Raw genomic sequence first — 16,750 nt, 5'->3', positions numbered from 1 at the left:
CTAAGGGCGATATCAAATACTTCGAGGTGCGTAATGTCCCGAGTCTGCCAAGTCACTGGCAAGCGTACGACGCATGGCAACAACGTGTCGCATGCCATGAACAAGACCCGTCGCCGCTTCATGCCGAACCTGCATGAGCGTCGTTTCTGGGTTGCCAGCGAAAACCGCTGGATCAAGCTGCGTGTATCCACCAAGGCCCTGCGCACCATCGACAAGAACGGCATCGACGTCGTCCTCGCCGAGCTTCGTGCCCGCGGCGAAAAGGTCTGAGGAGTTAGAACATGGCAGGCAAGCGCGACAAGATCCGTCTGATTTCCTCGGCCAACACCGGGCATTTCTACACCACGGACAAGAACAAGAAGAACACCCCCGGCAAGATGGAGTTCAAGAAGTACGACCCCGTCGTCCGGAAGCACGTGATCTACAAGGAAGGCAAGATCAAGTGATGCAGCGACCCGCGCTTCAGCGCGGCTGACGTTGCGTCATCCCCGCGCAGGCGGGGATCCAGCCTCAACCCAGAACCCGCCGCAAGGCGGGTTTTGTGTTTTTCAAGCCAGCGCAGAGCGCGTGGCTGCCGGAAGGTCATCCCCGCGACGTTCAACAGACGGATGTCTGGTCAGGGGGGACGCGCTGTTCAACAACCGAATGGCTGGTCATCCAGCGCCTCCCTTCGAAACCCGCCGCGAGGCGGGTTCTGTGTTTTCGGGATTCGGGGATTTGCCAACGGCATACGCGCGCACAGCGCGCGCCCCTCATCCCAACCCCTCTCCCTGAGGGAGAGGGGCTCATAAGCACTACCGCGGCGCTCGAGTTACCGGGCGTCACATCCAGCCCTCCCCCGCTTGCGGGGCATTGCGCCCTTCACGGGCAGAGGGCTTCGAATCGTGTGCCCCGCCACACCCGCATGCCACACTCGAACGCATGTCGAATCACGACCTGCACATCGGCCTGTGGATCCTCGTCGCCGACTGGTTGATCCGCATCGCGGCCCTCCTGTGGATTCCCGCACGCACGCGCTCGTCGGCCGCGCGCAGCTGGTTGCTGCTGATCGGCTTCGTGCCCCTGCTCGGGCTGCCGGCCTATCTGCTGCTCGGCCATCCGTGGCTGTCGAAGCTGCGGCGTGAGCGTCAGGCACGGGCGTCGCGCTTGATCCGGCAACGGCAGGCGCCGTTGACCGCGCTGCGCTGGTGCCCGGCGGACACGTTCTCCGCGCAGGCGGATGCCGCGCGGCTGGTGGAACGGCTCGGTGATTTCATGCCGACCAATGGCAATGCGGTCGAGCTGCTTGATGATTACGCCGGCGCATTGCAGCGTCTGGTCGACGACATCGACGCGGCAACGCGCGAAGTGCACCTGCTCTATTACCTGATGCGCAACGACACCGCCGGCCGCGCGGTCGCCGGTGCACTCGAACGTGCCGCCCGGCGCGGCGTGCGATGTCGCTTGTTGCTCGACGCAGTGGGCGCCAAGCGCGGACTGCGCGCGTTCCAGCGCCCGCTGCGCGACGCCGGCGTCAGCGTGCAGGCCACATTGGCCGGAGGCCTCGCGTTGCGGCGCAGTGCGCGGATGGACCTGCGCAACCATCGCAAGATCGCCGTCATCGATGGCCGTCTCGCGCTGACGGGTTCGCAGAACCTGGCCGATCCGGAATTCGTGCCGGGCCATCCCAATCGCGAGGTGGTCGCGCGCGTGCGCGGGCCGGTGGTCGCGCAGCTGCAGGCGCTGTTCGCCAGCGACTGGTACATCGAAACCGGCGAGGTGCTTGAAGTCGATGCGCCGCCGATCGCACCCAGCGGCCACGTGGCGGCGCAGTTGCTGCCGAGCGGGCCGGCATACCCGTTCGAGAATGCGCGCGACGTGCTCATCGCACTCGTGCAGCGTGCACGCAGGCGCGCGGTGCTGGTGACGCCCTACTTCGTGCCCGACGAGGCGACGCTGGGCGCCTTGCGTGTCGCCGCGCTGTCGGGCGTGTCGGTGCAGCTGATCCTGTCGGCGACCAACAACCAGCGCCTGACCGCGTGGGCGCAAGCAGGCTTCTACGACGAACTGCTCGCGGCCGGCGTGCGCATCGCGCTGTACCGGCCGCACTTCCTGCATGCCAAGCACCTGAGCATCGACGACGACATCGCGCTGGTCGGGTCGAGCAACCTCGACATCCGCAGCTTCATGCTCAATGCCGAAGCGGGACTGCTGTGCTTCGACGCCGGCGTGGTGGCCCGGTTGCGCGAGATCGAACAGGACTACCTGCGCGAGTCGGACATGCTGGACGCGGATGCGTGGACGCGGCGACCGGTGTGGCGGCGCAGCGTCGAGGGCATCGCACGGCTGGCCGATTCGTTTCTGTAGCGATGGGAACGCGTTTGCGCGCGATGCGTTTCAGCACGAAGGCCAGTCGCGCGCTGCTGCATGAGCAGGGCAGCCCTAGAAGCCGCCGCCCGCGTCGAGCCAGGCCTGTTCTTCGGGCGTGTTGACGCGGCCCAGCGCGCGGTTGCGATGCGGGAAGCGGCCGAAGCGCTCGATGACGTCGAGGTGCGCCTGGGCGTACTTGCGGTACGCGTCGTTGTCGACATCGGCGAAGAGTTCGACCGAGCGTTGCTGGTCGGCCAGGTCTTCGGAATGCTCGAACGGCAGATAGACGAAGCCGCGCAGATCGGCTTCGAAACTACGGTCATGGCCGGCGTCGATCATGCGCTGCGCGTAATGCAGCGCGAGGCCGTCGGTCGCGAACGCATGTCCGCTGTCGCGGAAGATGTTGCGCGGAATCTGGTCGAGCAGGATCAGCAGCGCGAGGCCACCTTCCGCGGTATCGATCCAGTGTTCCAGCTCGCGACGGCCCGCAGCGAAGTGCGTCTCGCGAAAGCGTGCGTCGCATTCGCGGTCGAAGGCGTCGCCGCCCTGGAACCATTTCTGCATGCCGGCGTCGCGCCAGAACGCGACGACATCTTCGGGGGTGATCGTGTCCATGGCGGCAGACTAGCGTGGCCTCGCGCCCCTTGCACGCACGTGTCGCCGCATCTCGACGCCGCCCTATACTCGGCGCGCCTGCCCATCCTCATCCATCGGAGCGCTCCATGACGCGTCGCACGATCCGCCTGCTGCCTGCCCTGCTTGTTCTGGCCGGCGTGATGCTGCTGGCCGCCTGCCAGCGTGGAGACGCCGACAAGGCGCTGCTCGAGGCGCCGGCCGTCGGCGACCTCTATGCCGCCCAGCTCAGTGAATTCTCCGACTACGAGTTCACCGACGAGGATGAGAAGCCGATCGATCCGGCCTACGGCCTGATGAAGGTGGTGTCCGTCGATGCCGCAGGGGTGGTGGTGATCACCGAGAACTCGGCTTCGGCCGAGAAGTCCATGCCCCAGAGCGTTCTCAAGGGTGATCTTTCGACGATCGAGTTCGACGAGAGCGAGCAGATCCAGATCGCCAAGGCGGATCTGGTCCAGGCGCATGCGGATGGCCTGATCTACGTGGTGAAGCGCCCTGCTGCGAACTGAGTCGGCGCAGTGTTGGAATGAAAAGCCCGGCGGACGCCGGGCTTTTTTTGTGGGCGCGCTTTCGATCATTGTTTCGAGCGCCTCTCACTTTGGAAGAGCGGTTGAAGTGAGGGTGCCTTCGATGTGCCTCACTACCTGCCCTCACCCGAAACGGCTTCGCCGTTTCGACCTCTCCCGGAGGGAGAGGTGCTGATGATGCTTTGAAAGCTTGAGCCCTTCTCCCTGTGGGAGAGGGACTGGGGTGAGGGCGCTTTTCGACGCGCATCACTACCAGTCCTCACCCGAAGCGGCTTCGCCGTTTCGACCTCTCCCGGAGGGAGAGGTGCTGATGGTGCTTTGAAAGCATGAGCCCCTCTCCCTCCGGGAGAGGGGTTGGGGTGAGGGTGCTTTTTGCAGTCCCTCACTACCGACCCTCACCCGACGCGCTTTGCGCGTCGACCCCGGATCAGGTCCGGGGCAGGCTCTCTCCCGGAGGGAGAGGTGTTCAGAGCCCAGCGCTCGCAGCGGGAGGAACGACGTTCCGGAGCGCTATTCGTCGAAGCGCAAATGCCTGACCGACTTGCCATGCCGGCGGATCAGCTTCAGCGCCTCGATGCCGATGTTGATGTGCCGCTCGACGAAGTCCGCGCTCACCAGCGCATCGGACGCTTCGGTCTTGACGCCTTCTGGAATCATCGGCTGGTCACTGACCAGCAGCAGCGCGCCGGCCGGAATACGGTTCGCGAAACCGGCGGCGAAGATCGTCGCGGTTTCCATGTCGATCGCCATGCAGCGCATCGCGCGCAGGCGTTCCTTGAACGCGGCGTCGTGTTCCCAGACGCGGCGGTTGGTCGTGTAGACGGTGCCGGTCCAGTAGTCGTGGCCGAGGTCGCGGATCATCGTGGAGACCGCACGCTGCAGCGCGAATGCGGGCAATGCCGGCACTTCGGGCAGCAGGTAATCGCTGCTGGTGCCCTCGCCGCGGATCGCCGCGATCGGCAGCACCAGATCGCCGAGCTGGTTCTTGCGCTTGAGGCCGCCGCACTTGCCGAGGAACAGCACGGCCTTGGGCATGATCGCCGACAGCAGGTCCATCATCGTCGCGGCATTGGGGCTGCCCATGCCGAAGTTGATCATCGTGATGCCGTCGGCTGTGGCGCTGGGCATCGGCCGGTCGAGGCCGACGACTTCGGCGCCGGTGAGACGGGCGAAATGATGCAGGTAGCCGCTGAAATTGGTCAGCAGGATGTGTTCGCCGAACTGGTCCAGCGGCACGCCGGTGTAGCGCGGCAGCCAGTTCTCGACGATCTGTTCTTTTTCTTTCATCGTCTTCTTCTCCGTGTACGCGGCCATTCTCGCATGGGGCCCGCGGCGCTCCACGCAGCGCACCACGGCTTGCGGCGCACGGTCGGCGGCCGCAGGTACACTCGGTCGCTGTCGCACGCCGCCTCGCCGTCGTGCCGGGGAAATCCATCCGTCCACACGTTTTCGGGGAGTCATCGATGTCCCGCCTGTTGTCTGCCGCGCTCGCGGTCGCGCTCTTCGGTGGCTGCGCCACCACGTCCACCTCCGGCACGTCCGCCGCGAAGTCCGACGTCTCGCACGTTGGCGCGAACGCCTACGCCAGCACCTATTCGCCGATCGCATCGGCGCCCGTGCTGATCACCAATGCCACCGTGCTGATCGGCGACGGGCAGCGTCTCGAAGGCGCGGACGTGCTGCTGCAGGACGGCCGCATCGCGGCGGTCGGCACCGGTCTCGACGCGCCCGCGAACGCGCAGCGCGTCGACGGCACCGGCAAGTGGGTGACGCCGGGCATCATCGACGTGCACTCGCATCTGGGCGTGTATCCGAGCCCGGGGGCCAGCGCGCACAGCGACGGCAACGAGATGACCGCGCCCAACACCGCGCAGGTCTGGGCCGAGCATTCGGTGTGGCCGCAGGACCCGGGCTTCGGCGCGGCGCTCGCCGGCGGCATCACCTCGCTGCAGATCCTGCCCGGTTCGGCAAACCTGATCGGCGGCCGCGGCGTGACCCTGAAGAACATCGCGGCGACCACCGTCACCGACATGAAGTTTCCCGGCGCGCCCTACGGCCTGAAGATGGCCTGCGGCGAGAACCCCAAGCGCGTCTACGGCCAGAAAGGCGGCCCGGCGACACGCATGGGCAACGTCGCCGGCTATCGCGCGGCGCTGATCGATGCGGCCGAGTACCGTACCAAGCAGGCTGGCGATTCGCCCGGCAAGCGCGATCTCAAAGTCGAGACGATGGCCGGCGCGATGGACGGCGACATCCTCGTGCACATCCACTGCTACCGCGCAGACGAGATGGCGCAGATGCTGGATCTCGCCAAGGAATTCGACTTCAAGGTCACCGCGTTCCATCACGGCGTGGAGGCCTACAAGATCGCCGACCGTCTGGGCGCGGAAGGTGTCTGCGGCGCGCTCTGGGCCGACTGGTGGGGCTTCAAGATGGAAGCCTTCGACGGCATCCAGGAGAACATCGCCATCGTCGACCGCGCGCCGGGTGGCTGCGCGATCGTGCATTCCGATTCCGACGAAGGCATCCAGCGCCTCAACCAGGAAGCGGCCAAGGTCATGGCCAGCGCGCGCCGCGCCGGTATCGAGATCACACCCGAACACGCGATCCGCTGGCTGACCGAGAACGCGGCGAAGTCGCTCGGCGTGCTCGAGCAGACCGGCACGCTGACCGCCGGCAAGATGGGCGACGCGGTGCTGTGGAACGGCAATCCGTTCACCGTCTACGCGCTGGCTGAACAGGTGTGGATCGACGGTGCGCATGTGTACGACCGCTTCGATCCCGCGCGTCAGCCGGTGTCGGATTTCATGCTCGGCCAGGGCGCCGCGGCCAATGGAGGTGCCCGATGAGCCGTCGTCTGCCCCGCGCGATGACGCGCCTGATGATCGTGGGCGCATTGCTGGCCGCGACCCTGCCCGCCGCCGCGCAGTCGGTGCTGATCCGCGGCGCGACTGTGCACACCGCCGGCGCCCAGGGTTCGCTGCAGAACACCGACGTACTCGTGCGCAATGGCCGCGTGGCCGCGATCGGCACAGGCCTGTCCGCAGGCGATGCACAGGTGATCGAGGCCAACGGCCGTCCGCTGACGCCGACGCTGTTCGGCGGCGTGACCGGTATCGGCATCGAGGAAGTGTCCGGCGAACGCGGCACGCGCGACGATCGCCTGTCGCTCGGCGAGGCCAGCGACATGGCCGTGCGTCCCGAGTTCGACGTCACGCTGGCCTTCAATCCCGATTCGATCGTCATTCCGGTGGCGCGTGTGGAAGGGATCGGCTTCACGCTGATCTCGGCCGGCAGCGCGAGTTCGATCATCGGCGGCCAAGGGGCGGTGATGCGTCTGGACGGCAGCGTCGATCCAGCCGGCCCGAAGGTGCTATATCTCTCGCTCGGCGCCGATGGTGCGGAGCAAAGCGGGTCCTCGCGTGCGGCGCAGTGGATGCTGCTCGACCAGCTGATCGACGAAGCGCGCGGCCGCCTGCCGGCCGACTCGCACGTCGCTGCGCTGACCCCGGCCGGCAAGCGTGCACTGGCGCCGTATCTGGATGGCCGCGGCACGATCGTCGTCGGCGTGAATCGCGCCGCCGACATCCGTCAGCTGTTGCGCTGGTCGAAGCGTCACGGCCTGCGCATCGCGATCCGCGGCGGCGCCGAAGGCTGGCGTGTCGCATCGGAACTCGCGGCCGCGGACGTGCCGGTGTTCGTCGATCCGCTGGTGAACCTGCCGTCGGACTTCGACCAGATCGGCGCGACACTCGAGAACGCTGCACGCCTGCAGGCGGCCGGCGTGCGCGTCGGCTTCGCCCAGGCAAGCGATGCTTCGCACAACGCACGCAAGCTGCGCCAGCTCGCCGGCAATGCCGTCGCGCACGGCCTGCCGTGGGACGCGGGCCTCGCCGGCCTGACGCGCGTGCCGGCGGAGACGTTCGGTGTCGGCGAGTCCATCGGCACGATCGCGGTCGGCCGCACCGCCGATCTGGTGCTGTGGTCGGGCGATCCGCTCGATGTCACCAGCACCGCCGACCAGGTGTGGTTCGACGGCCGTGCGATCGAAATGCGCTCGCGGCAGACGGAGCTGCGGGATCGTTATCTGCGTCCGGCGACGCCGGCGAGTGAGGGTGGTTTGCCGCGGGCGTATCGGACGCTGTGAAGTGAGCACCTCTCCCTCTGGGAGGGAGCCTGCCCCGGACCTGATCCAGGGTCGATGCGCGCAGCGCGTCGGGTGAGGGCAGCGCTCAGCGATCTGGCGGAAAAGAACCCTCATCCGCCCTCCGGGCACCTTCTCCCGAGGGGAGAAGGGCTGGATCAAAGAAGTCGAGACTCGGCTGGAAGCCAGTCGTGATCGCGTGATCCACCTTCAGATCGCGTACTGAGCACTTCTCCCTCCGGGAGAGAGCCTGCCCCGGATCTGATCCGGGGTCGATACGCGCGGCGCGTCGGCTGAGGGCTGCGCTCAGCGATCTGGCGGAAAAGCAACCTCATCCGCCCTCCGGGCACCTTCTCCCGAAGTGAGAAGGGCTGGATCAAAGAAGTCGAGACGGTGCGCGGCGCACGGCGCGCCGCTTCACTCAGCGCGCGTCGGCGGGAATCTCGTCCGGGTCCGGATCCACCGCGAGCTTGCCGGCGATCAACACCGCCTGCGTGCGGTTCGATGCGCCCAGCTTGCGCAACACAGCGGTCATGTGCGCCTTGACGGTCGCTTCCGACACGCCCAGTTCGTAGGCGATCTGCTTGTTGAGCATGCCGTCGCCGAGCATCTGCAGCACGCGGAACTGCTGCGGGGTGAGATCGCGCAGGCGCGCGGCGACGTCGTGTTCGCCGGGTGAGACGCCGGCGGCGGACGCAGCCGCTTCCGGTATGAAACGGTCGCCATCCAGGACCTGCGCGACGGCGCGGGCCAGCGTTTCGGCATCGGCGGATTTGGGCACAAAGCCCGATGCGCCGTGATCAAGCGCGCGACGCATGACGGCCGGCTCCTCGCGCGCGGACACCATCAGCACCGGCAATTGCGGGAACTGCGCACGCAGGTGCACCAGCGCGCTGAAGCCGTGCACGCCGGGCATGTTGAGGTCGAGCATCAACAGGTCGGCATCGGGCTCCGATTCGACCATCGCGTAGAGCGCATCCACGTTGTGCGCCTCACGCAGGCGCGCGTTCGGCACGGCGCGTGAAATCGCGCCGCGCAGGGCCTCGCGGAACAGCGGGTGGTCGTCGGCGATCAGCAGGGTGGTCATTGGCGCGGGTGATGCCTTGGAAGATGGAATGCGTCCCTCGTCGATGATGCGGCGTGGGTGTATGGGTGTGTCGGACGCCGGACACGGCATGCAGCGGATGCCACGCCACGCCAGCGGTCGGTTCGGCGTCGCGCAGGACAGCGTTGCGTATGTCCGATGGACCCGGCGCGTTGCCGCTCCAGAGTCATCCCTGCGGGATGTACCGCTCCTTGACCAGTGAGTCGACGACCGACGGATCCGCCAGCGTACTGGTGTCGCCGAGCTGGTCGGGCGCGTTCTCGGCGATCTTGCGCAGGATGCGGCGCATGATCTTGCCCGAGCGCGTCTTCGGCAGGCCCGGCGCCCACTGGATGTGATCCGGCGATGCGGTCGGGCCGATCTCGCTGCGCACGTGCTTGATCAGTTCCTTGCGCAGCTCTTCGCTGTACTCCACGCCGTCCTTGAGGGTGACATAGGCGTAGATGCCTTGGCCCTTGATGTCATGCGGAAACCCGACGACCGCGGCCTCGGCGACCTTGGGATGCAGCACCAGCGCGCTCTCCAGCTCCGCCGTGCCGATGCGGTGGCCGCTGACGTTGATGACGTCGTCGACGCGGCCGGTGATCCAGTAGTAGCCGTCCTCGTCGCGGCGGCAGCCGTCGCCGGTGAAGTAGCTGCCGGGATACGCCTTGAAATACGTGTCGATGAAACGCTGGTGGTCGCCGTAGACACTGCGCATCTGGCCGGGCCAGGAATCGGTGATGACCAGATTGCCCTCGGCCGCGCCTTCGAGCACGGCGCCGTTCGCATCGACCAGCGCCGGCTGCACACCGAAGAACGGCTTGGTCGCGGAACCCGGCTTGGCGTCGATCGCGCCGGGCAGCGGCGAGATCAGGATGCCCCCGGTCTCGGTCTGCCACCACGTGTCGACGATCGGGCAACGCGAATCGCCGACCACCTCGTAATACCAGCGCCAGGCTTCGGGATTGATCGGCTCGCCGACGCTGCCGAGCAGCCGCAGCGAGCTGCGCGAGGTCGACTTGACCAGCGCCTCGCCCTCGCGCATCAGCGCGCGGATCGCAGTGGGCGCGGTGTAGAAGATCGTCACCTGGTGCTTGTCGATGACCTGCCAGAAGCGCGAGGCGTCGGGATAGTTCGGCACGCCTTCGAAGATCAGCGAGGTCGCCGCGTTCGCCAGCGGGCCGTAGACGATGTAGCTGTGGCCGGTGACCCAGCCGACATCGGCGGTGCACCAGTACACGTCACTGTCGCGCAGATCGAAGATCGCCTCGTGGGTGTAGCTGGCGAACAGCAGGTAGCCGCCGGTCGTGTGCAGCACGCCCTTCGGCTTGCCGGTCGAGCCGGAGGTGTAGAGGATGAACAGCGGATCTTCCGCGTTCATGCGCTCGGGTTCGCAGGTGGCGGGCTGGTCGTCGACGACGGCGTCGTACCAGCGGTCGCGCGGCATCTGCATGTCGACCGCGCCGCTGGTGTGGCGGACCACCAGTACGGTTTCCACGGTATTGGTGCCGGGCAGCTTCAGCGCCGCGTCCACGTTCGCCTTCAGCGGCACCTTCTTGCCGCCGCGCAGGCCTTCGTCGGCGGTGATGATCAGTTTGCTGCCGCAATCGGCGACGCGGTCGGCGATCGAGTTCGGCGAGAAGCCGCCGAAGACCACACAGTGCACCGCGCCGATGCGCGCGCAGGCGAGCATGGCCACGGCCGCCTCGACGATCATCGGCAGGTAGATGGTGACCCGGTCGCCCTTGCCCACGCCGAGGTTGCGCAGCGCGTTGGCGAGTTTGCAGACGCGCGCATGGAGATCGTTGTAGCTGATGTGCAGCGACTCGGTGTCGGGCCCGTCGGCTTCCCAGATCAGCGCGGTCTTGTCGCCCTTGCCGGCGAGATGACGGTCGATACAGTTGACGCTGACGTTGAGTTCGCCGTCCTCGAACCAGCGGATGCGGAAATCCTGCAGGTCGTAGCTGACGTTGCGGATCTTCGTCGGCGGCTTGAACCAGTCGAGCCGTTTGGCGGCCTCGCCCCAGAAGGCGTCCGGGTCCTGCACCGAGCGTGCGTAGTCGCGCGCGTAGGCCTCGGCAGTGATGGTGTCGGGACCGGCGAAACCGGCCGGTGCCGGATAGGTTTCTGCGGAATGGGACATGGGGACTCCTCCTTCAGACGCGTCCGACCAGTGTGCCGGATCCGCCGTCCGAGACGTCTAGACCTTCGTCTAACCGCAAGACCCGCGATGCGGAGTATCGACCAATGGCGAATGGGCGCGCGGCCCGCATGGGTGCAGTCTCCGGTGTGGGCCGGTCGACGTCCGTGTGCACGACCGCTTTTCTGTAGACCCGTGGGAGGGGAACTGATGAACCATATGACCAGGGCACGTCCGCGCCTGTTGGCCGCCGCCGTACTTGCCGCGCTCACCCTGCCCGGTGCCGCGTTCGCGCAGACCGCCAAGGAGCGTGAACTCGAAGCGCGTGTCGCGCAGCTCGAGGCCATGGTGCAGCAGCTGGTGACGCAACAGCAGCAGACCGAAACTGTCGTGACCGAAGTGCGGACTGCGCAGGCGGCCCAGCCCGTCGCGCCGGCCGTGGCCGCTGGCACCGGCGCCGCCGCGCCGATCCAGAGCACGACGATCGTGCCGACCTCGGGCTCGACGTTCACGGTGGGCGGCATGATCCGCACCGATGCGATGGTGACCAAGACCACCGACGGCGACATCGCCAAGAACACCGCCGGCCGCGATTTCTACGTGCCCGGCGCGATTCCGGTCGGCGGCGACGGCCCGGACACCTACTCCGACGCCCATCTGAAGTTCTCGCGCCTGTGGTTCGACGCCAGCACCGTGCTGGACTCGGGCGACAAGCTCGGCGCGCGCGTCGAGCTCGATTTCTTCGGCGGCGCGCTCGGCAACTCGGCGGCGACCAACACCTACGGCGCAGCGCTGCGCCACGCCTACCTGACCTACAACAACTGGCTGGTCGGCCAGACCTGGTCGAACTTCATGGACACCAACGCGCTGCTGGACGCGGTCGACTTCGTCGGCCCGACCGACGCGGTGGTGTTCGTGCGCCAGCCGCAGCTGCGCTACACCAGCGGCCCGTGGGCGATCTCGGTCGAGAGCCCGGAGACCACGGTGCAGCCCTTCGGTGGTGCGGGTGGCCCTGCGCCAGCGCGCGTCATCGCCGGCGACAACAGCGCGATCCCGGACGTCATCGCCCGCTACACCCACAAGGGCGACTGGGGCCATGTCAGCTTCGCCGGCATGGCGCGCCAGCTGAAGTACGAACCCGTGGCCGGCGCCGAGAGCACCGACACCGGCTACGGCGCGACGGTCAGCGGCCTGGTCAAGCTCGGCGACAGCACCGACATCCGCTACCAGGTCAGCGGCGGCGACGGCATCGGCCGCTACATCGGTCTGGCCACGATCCAGCAGGACGCGATGGTCGATTCGGCCGGCAACCTCGATGCGCTCGGTGGCTGGGCCGGTTACGTCGGCCTGCGCCAGGTGTTCAACCCGAAGGTGCGCGGCAACCTGTTCTACGCGCGGTCCCAGTGGGACAACAACATCGGCTTCACCGGTCTGGGCGTGACCCGCAAGGTGCATTCGCTGCACGCGAACATGATCTGGTCGCCGGTGCCCCGGCTGGACTTCGGCGTCGAGGCGATCTGGGGCGAGCGCACGCTCGAATCCGGCGCCGACGGCGAACTGATGCGCCTGCACACGATGGCGCGCTACACGTTCTGACGTGACCCGTGGCGCCGGCAATCGCCGGCGTCATCCGTGCCGCATCGCATGGCGATGTCACGGGCACTGCGCCCGGAGACAGTCGCAGTCGACGTTACAGACACACCGGGGAAGCGACGCATGTCCACGACGACACCTGCATCTGAAATACCGCAACCGCATCGAACCGACGGCTCCACATCCCGACCGAGGAGGGACGGCACATGCTAGACAAGACCGCAAGTAACTACTGGAAGGCCAACCTCAAGATCATCTTCATCTGCATGGGGATCTGGGCGCTGGTGTCGTACGGATTCGGCATCCTCCTGCGCCCGCTGCTCAGCGGCATCCGCATCGGGGGCACGGATCTCGGCTTCTGGTTCGCGCAGCAGGGTTCGATCCTGTCCTTCATCGCGATCATCGTTTTCTACACCTGGTACATGAACCGGCTCGATCGCGAGTACGACGTGGACGAGAAATAAGGGGCCGCCATGGATCAGTTCACTCTCAACCTCATCTTCGTCGGCGGCTCGTTCCTGGTTTACATCGGCATCGCGATCTGGGCACGCGCCGCGTCCACATCCGAGTTCTACGCAGCCGGCCGAAGCGTCCACCCGGTCACCAACGGCATGGCGATCGCCGCCGACTGGATGTCGGCCGCATCATTCATCTCGATGGCGGGCCTGATCGCCTTCGTCGGCTACGGCAACTCCGCCTATCTGATGGGCTGGACCGGTGGCTACGTGCTGTTGGCGATGCTGCTCGCACCGTACCTGCGCAAGTTCGGCCGCTTCACCGTGCCCGACTTCATCGGCGACCGGTACTACAGCCGCACGGCCCGCCTGGTGGCGGTGGCGTCGCTGCTGATGATCTCGATCACCTACGTGATCGGGCAGATGACCGGCGCCGGCGTGGCGTTCTCGCGCTTCCTCGAGGTCGACACCAACACCGGCCTGCTGATCGCATCGGGCGTGGTGTTCGTGTACGCCGTGCTGGGCGGCATGAAGGGCATCACCTACACCCAGGTGGCGCAGTACATCGTGCTGATCATCGCCTACACCATCCCGGCGGCGTTCATCTCGATGCAGCTGACCGGCAACGCGATCCCGCAGCTGGGCCTGTTCTCCACCCACACCGAATCGGGCATGCCGCTGCTGGCCAGGCTCGACCAGATCCTGGTGGACCTGGGCTTCAACGACTACACCGGCCTGCACGACTCCACCCTCAACATGACGTTGTTCACGCTGTCGCTGATGATCGGCACCGCGGGCCTGCCGCACGTGATCATCCGCTTCTTCACCGTGCCCAAGGTGTCCGATGCCCGCAAGTCGGCAGGCTGGGCGCTGGTGTTCATCGCCCTGCTCTACACCGTGGCCCCGGCCGTGGGTGCGATGGCGCGTCTGAACATCATGACCACGATCTACCCCGAAGGCACCCAGGCGCCGTCGCTTGCCTATGACGCGCGCCCGGACTGGATGCACAACTGGGAGAAGACCGGCCTGCTGGCGTTCGAGGACAAGAACGGCGACGGCATGATCCAGTCCTACAACGAAGCCAGCCCCGAGTTTGCAGCGGTGGCGGCCGAGCGTGGCTGGCAGGGCAACGAGATGGTCACCTTCAACCAGGACATCCTGGTGCTGGCCAATCCGGAGATCGCAGGCCTGCCGGGCTGGGTGATCGCCCTGATCGCGGCCGGTGGCCTGGCAGCGGCGCTGTCGACGGCGGCGGGTCTGCTGCTGGCGATCTCGTCGGCAGTGAGTCATGACCTGATCAAGCGCACGTTCAAGCCGGACATCAGCGACAAGGGCGAGCTTCTGGCCGCACGCGTCTCGATGGCAGTGGCGATCGTGGTGGCCACGTGGCTGGGCATGAATCCACCCGGATTCGCGGCCCAGACCGTGGCGTTCGCGTTCGGACTGGCGGCAAGCTCGCTGTTCCCGGCGATCATGATGGGCATCTTCTCCAAGAAGATGAACTCCACCGGCGCCGTCGTGGGCATGGTGGTCGGCCTGGCGTCCACCAGCGTGTACCTGTTCACCTACAAGGGCTGGTTCTTCATCCCGGGGACGAACATGCTGGCCGACTCGCCCGAGAACTGGCTGTTCGGCATCTCGCCGCTGGGCTTCGGCGCGATCGGCGCGCTGCTGAACTTCATCGCTGCCTACATCACGATGAAGATGACCGCACCGGTGCCGGCGCACATCGAGCACATGGTCGAGGACATCCGCGTTCCGCGCGGTGCAGGCGCGGCGATCGATCACTGACCGCAATGCGATCCTGAGGTGACGCGGCCCGCCCCTCCCGGGGCGGGCCGTTTCGTTTCCGGGCCTGGGCGATGCGTGCCCGGCCCGGGACTGTTCGATAATCGTGGGCGCCTTCGCCCGTTGCCGGAACCGTCTTCCATGCTGCTCGAATTCATTGCCATCATCTCCGGGGGCCTCGGGCTCGCCGGCATCGCCATGATGCTCAACTTCCTCGTCGGCAAACGCCTGCCGGGCTGGACGGTGCCCGCCGCTGCCGGCGCAGGCATGCTGGCGATGGCGATCTGGCTCGAGTATTCGTGGCTCGAACGCACGACCTCGACGTATCCCGACGGCATCGTGATCGCCTCGACCAACCAGACCCGCTCCTGGTACCGCCCGTGGACCTACGTGGTCCCGCTGACCAATCGACTGATCGCGATCGACCAGCGCTTCGACCGGCGCAATCCCGCCCATCCGGACATGGTGCTCACCAACATCCTGCTGGCCGGTCGCTGGGAACCCACGCGGCAGTTCGGCGCGATGTTCGACTGCACCGGGCACCGCCGCGCCGACCTGCTCGACCAGGTGGTGTTCTCCGACGATGGCACGCTCGCGAATGCCAACTGGCAGCCGCTCGATGCGAACGATCCGGTACTGCGCGCGGCCTGCAACGACTGAGCAACGTGGCGCGAATAGTGGGTCACCCGATCCGGGACAACGGTCGGGAAAATCCTTTGAGCGCGAGGCGACACCCGGGTTGCGGCAGTACACCGCGTAGATCGGCTGAAAGACGCCGCGGGGCACGTCCCGACGCGTTGCGACCAGCCGCCCGGCACGTCGGCCATTGGCGATGGTGGAATCCGACAGGCAGACGACTCCCTTCGTCCGCGGGAATCAGCGCTGCGATCGCGACGCGACCGGGACTCGCACCGGTTGCCTGCGGTCGGTCGACGACCCCGCACAGGTCCATGAAGACGGCGACGCGCGCGATACGGTCGCTTCAGCCAGCGTCAGCGGTGAACGGGCACGCCACAGGTCGAAGCAGGTCTCGCACCACGACCGGTGACGCGCTGGATCGAAACACGCAGGCATCTCGATCGAACCAGATACCGCCGGACCATCAGATCGCGTCGGGCTCGGCCTGCGACGACGCTGCGACATGCAGTCCACGCCAGAGCAGCCAGATGAACACGATGAACGCAACGAAGGGATAGCCCGCTGCGACGCTCGCCACCAGCCGCGCGACCATGGGATCGCCGATCCCGTTGAAGGCCCACAGAAATACCAGGTCCGCGACCACGACCAGTGCGCCCATCACCAACACGACACAGCGTGCAAGTGGCGACGCTAGCGTGCGCGACACGTGCCAGGCCGGCAGCAGGAACAGCGCTGACAGCGCGGCCGCCCACGGCGCCACGGCGTCCAGCAGCGCGCGAGACTGCGCGGGGTCGCCCGGGTGCCGCAGGTGCCCCCAGAACGGGCTGAAGAATCCGACCAGATTTATCAGGACACCGGTTGCGAGCAGCGCAACCAGGCACCAGCCGACGGCGCGGCGCAGATGCACGAGATGTGGCATGTCTTCCTCCATGAGACGGATCGGCTCGATCAGAGTCCGACAATAGCAACGCAGAGGTCCGGCCACGTCGACGCCGCGCGGATATCGCGCATGTGCAGGCCCTGCGCCGGTCGTTCCGAAGCCTACTTCTGCGGCGGCGCCGCGAGTTCGCGCGCGTCGAGATAGCCGTCGCGGTTGGTGTCCTGGCGGTTGAACGTGGCCGCGAGCTTGGCCATGTGCTGGGACAGCGTCACCGGCTGGCCTTTGCCTCCTGGCAGCTCGTCGGCGGTCAGCACGCCGTCGCCGTTGCGGTCCATTCGGTCGAAGCCGTAACGCATCCACGTCTGATACTCGGCGAGCGCGACGCGGCCATCGCCGTCTGTATCCATGTGTTCGAGATATTCGGAAGTGCGCGTGACCTGCGCGCCGGCGCCCGCAGCGGTGCCGAGCGCGAGCGTCGCGCAAGCGACGAAGCCGATCCGTTGCCGCATCGGCCG

At 66.8% G+C, this 16,750-nt stretch carries 15 protein-coding genes and 1 pseudogene; 10 read left to right on the top strand and 6 right to left on the bottom strand.

Annotated elements, in window-relative coordinates:
* The first annotated feature begins 33 nt into the window (after positions 1-33).
* The 3 genes from rpmB (at position 34) to cls (ending at position 2,346) form a co-directional block, all read left to right on the top strand.
* Complete coding sequence (rpmB, locus tag AC3IRM_RS01675) at positions 34-270, top strand: 50S ribosomal protein L28 (RefSeq protein WP_096209782.1); 237 nt, start codon at positions 34-36, stop codon at positions 268-270.
* Positions 271-281: 11 nt separating this feature from the next.
* Complete coding sequence (rpmG, locus tag AC3IRM_RS01670; RefSeq protein WP_096296520.1) at positions 282-446, top strand: 50S ribosomal protein L33; 165 nt, start codon at positions 282-284, stop codon at positions 444-446.
* A gap of 475 nt (positions 447-921) precedes the next feature.
* On the top strand, positions 922-2,346 hold the full coding sequence (cls, locus tag AC3IRM_RS01665) for a cardiolipin synthase (protein ID WP_489204591.1): 1,425 nt from the start codon (positions 922-924) through the stop codon (positions 2,344-2,346).
* Positions 2,347-2,421: 75 nt separating this feature from the next.
* On the opposite strand, the gene AC3IRM_RS01660 is transcribed toward cls, so the two are convergent.
* Positions 2,422-2,964 (bottom strand): DUF924 family protein, encoded by a 543-nt coding sequence (locus AC3IRM_RS01660; protein WP_489204590.1) that lies wholly within the window; start codon positions 2,962-2,964, stop codon positions 2,422-2,424.
* 107 nt (positions 2,965-3,071) lie between these two features.
* Between AC3IRM_RS01660 and AC3IRM_RS01655 the strand changes: the two genes are divergently transcribed.
* Positions 3,072-3,491 (top strand): hypothetical protein, encoded by a 420-nt coding sequence (locus AC3IRM_RS01655; protein ID WP_489204589.1) that lies wholly within the window; start codon positions 3,072-3,074, stop codon positions 3,489-3,491.
* A gap of 528 nt (positions 3,492-4,019) precedes the next feature.
* Here AC3IRM_RS01655 and AC3IRM_RS01650 read toward each other — a convergent pair.
* Positions 4,020-4,796, bottom strand: coding sequence for an AMP nucleosidase (locus AC3IRM_RS01650; protein WP_489205798.1), 777 nt, complete (start codon positions 4,794-4,796; stop codon positions 4,020-4,022).
* A 293-nt stretch (positions 4,797-5,089) separates the two neighbouring features.
* On the opposite strand from AC3IRM_RS01650, the pseudogene AC3IRM_RS01645 reads away from it, so the two are divergent.
* Positions 5,090-6,358, top strand: a pseudogene (locus tag AC3IRM_RS01645) (amidohydrolase); the annotation flags it as partial.
* Positions 6,355-7,656: an amidohydrolase family protein gene (locus AC3IRM_RS01640; RefSeq protein ID WP_489204588.1), complete on the top strand. Its 1,302-nt coding sequence runs from the start codon at positions 6,355-6,357 to the stop codon at positions 7,654-7,656. The pseudogene AC3IRM_RS01645 and the gene AC3IRM_RS01640, both read left to right, overlap by 4 nt.
* Positions 7,657-8,074: 418 nt before the next feature.
* Here AC3IRM_RS01640 and AC3IRM_RS01635 read toward each other — a convergent pair whose 3' ends face one another.
* Both AC3IRM_RS01635 and acs read right to left on the bottom strand, forming a co-directional pair.
* The gene (locus AC3IRM_RS01635) at positions 8,075-8,740 is read right to left on the bottom strand and encodes a response regulator transcription factor (RefSeq protein WP_159681991.1); all 666 of its coding nucleotides are present in this window, start codon (positions 8,738-8,740) and stop codon (positions 8,075-8,077) included.
* A gap of 184 nt (positions 8,741-8,924) precedes the next feature.
* The gene (gene acs / locus AC3IRM_RS01630; RefSeq protein ID WP_489204587.1) at positions 8,925-10,883 is read right to left on the bottom strand and encodes an acetate--CoA ligase; all 1,959 of its coding nucleotides are present in this window, start codon (positions 10,881-10,883) and stop codon (positions 8,925-8,927) included.
* 207 nt (positions 10,884-11,090) lie between these two features.
* Here acs and AC3IRM_RS01625 point away from each other — a divergent pair, with 207 nt between their 5' ends.
* The 4 genes from AC3IRM_RS01625 (at position 11,091) to AC3IRM_RS01610 (ending at position 15,376) form a co-directional block, all read left to right on the top strand.
* Positions 11,091-12,476 (top strand): DcaP family trimeric outer membrane transporter, encoded by a 1,386-nt coding sequence (locus AC3IRM_RS01625; RefSeq protein ID WP_489204586.1) that lies wholly within the window; start codon positions 11,091-11,093, stop codon positions 12,474-12,476.
* A 203-nt stretch (positions 12,477-12,679) separates the two neighbouring features.
* Complete coding sequence (locus tag AC3IRM_RS01620) at positions 12,680-12,937, top strand: DUF4212 domain-containing protein (protein ID WP_101926248.1); 258 nt, start codon at positions 12,680-12,682, stop codon at positions 12,935-12,937.
* 9 nt (positions 12,938-12,946) lie between these two features.
* Positions 12,947-14,719, top strand: coding sequence for a sodium:solute symporter family protein (locus AC3IRM_RS01615; RefSeq protein ID WP_489204585.1), 1,773 nt, complete (start codon positions 12,947-12,949; stop codon positions 14,717-14,719).
* Positions 14,720-14,857: 138 nt separating this feature from the next.
* Positions 14,858-15,376 (top strand): hypothetical protein, encoded by a 519-nt coding sequence (locus AC3IRM_RS01610; RefSeq protein WP_489204584.1) that lies wholly within the window; start codon positions 14,858-14,860, stop codon positions 15,374-15,376.
* Positions 15,377-15,818: 442 nt separating this feature from the next.
* On the opposite strand, the gene AC3IRM_RS01605 is transcribed toward AC3IRM_RS01610, so the two are convergent.
* Both AC3IRM_RS01605 and AC3IRM_RS01600 read right to left on the bottom strand, forming a co-directional pair.
* Positions 15,819-16,274 (bottom strand): hypothetical protein, encoded by a 456-nt coding sequence (locus AC3IRM_RS01605; RefSeq protein WP_489204583.1) that lies wholly within the window; start codon positions 16,272-16,274, stop codon positions 15,819-15,821.
* 122 nt (positions 16,275-16,396) lie between these two features.
* Positions 16,397-16,744: an EF-hand domain-containing protein gene (locus AC3IRM_RS01600; RefSeq protein ID WP_489204582.1), complete on the bottom strand. Its 348-nt coding sequence runs from the start codon at positions 16,742-16,744 to the stop codon at positions 16,397-16,399.
* Between the last annotated feature and the right edge of the window lie 6 nt (positions 16,745-16,750).

Source organism: Luteimonas sp. KH_071, assembly GCF_057838005.1.
This window is presented reverse-complemented; position numbering and strand designations above follow the sequence as displayed.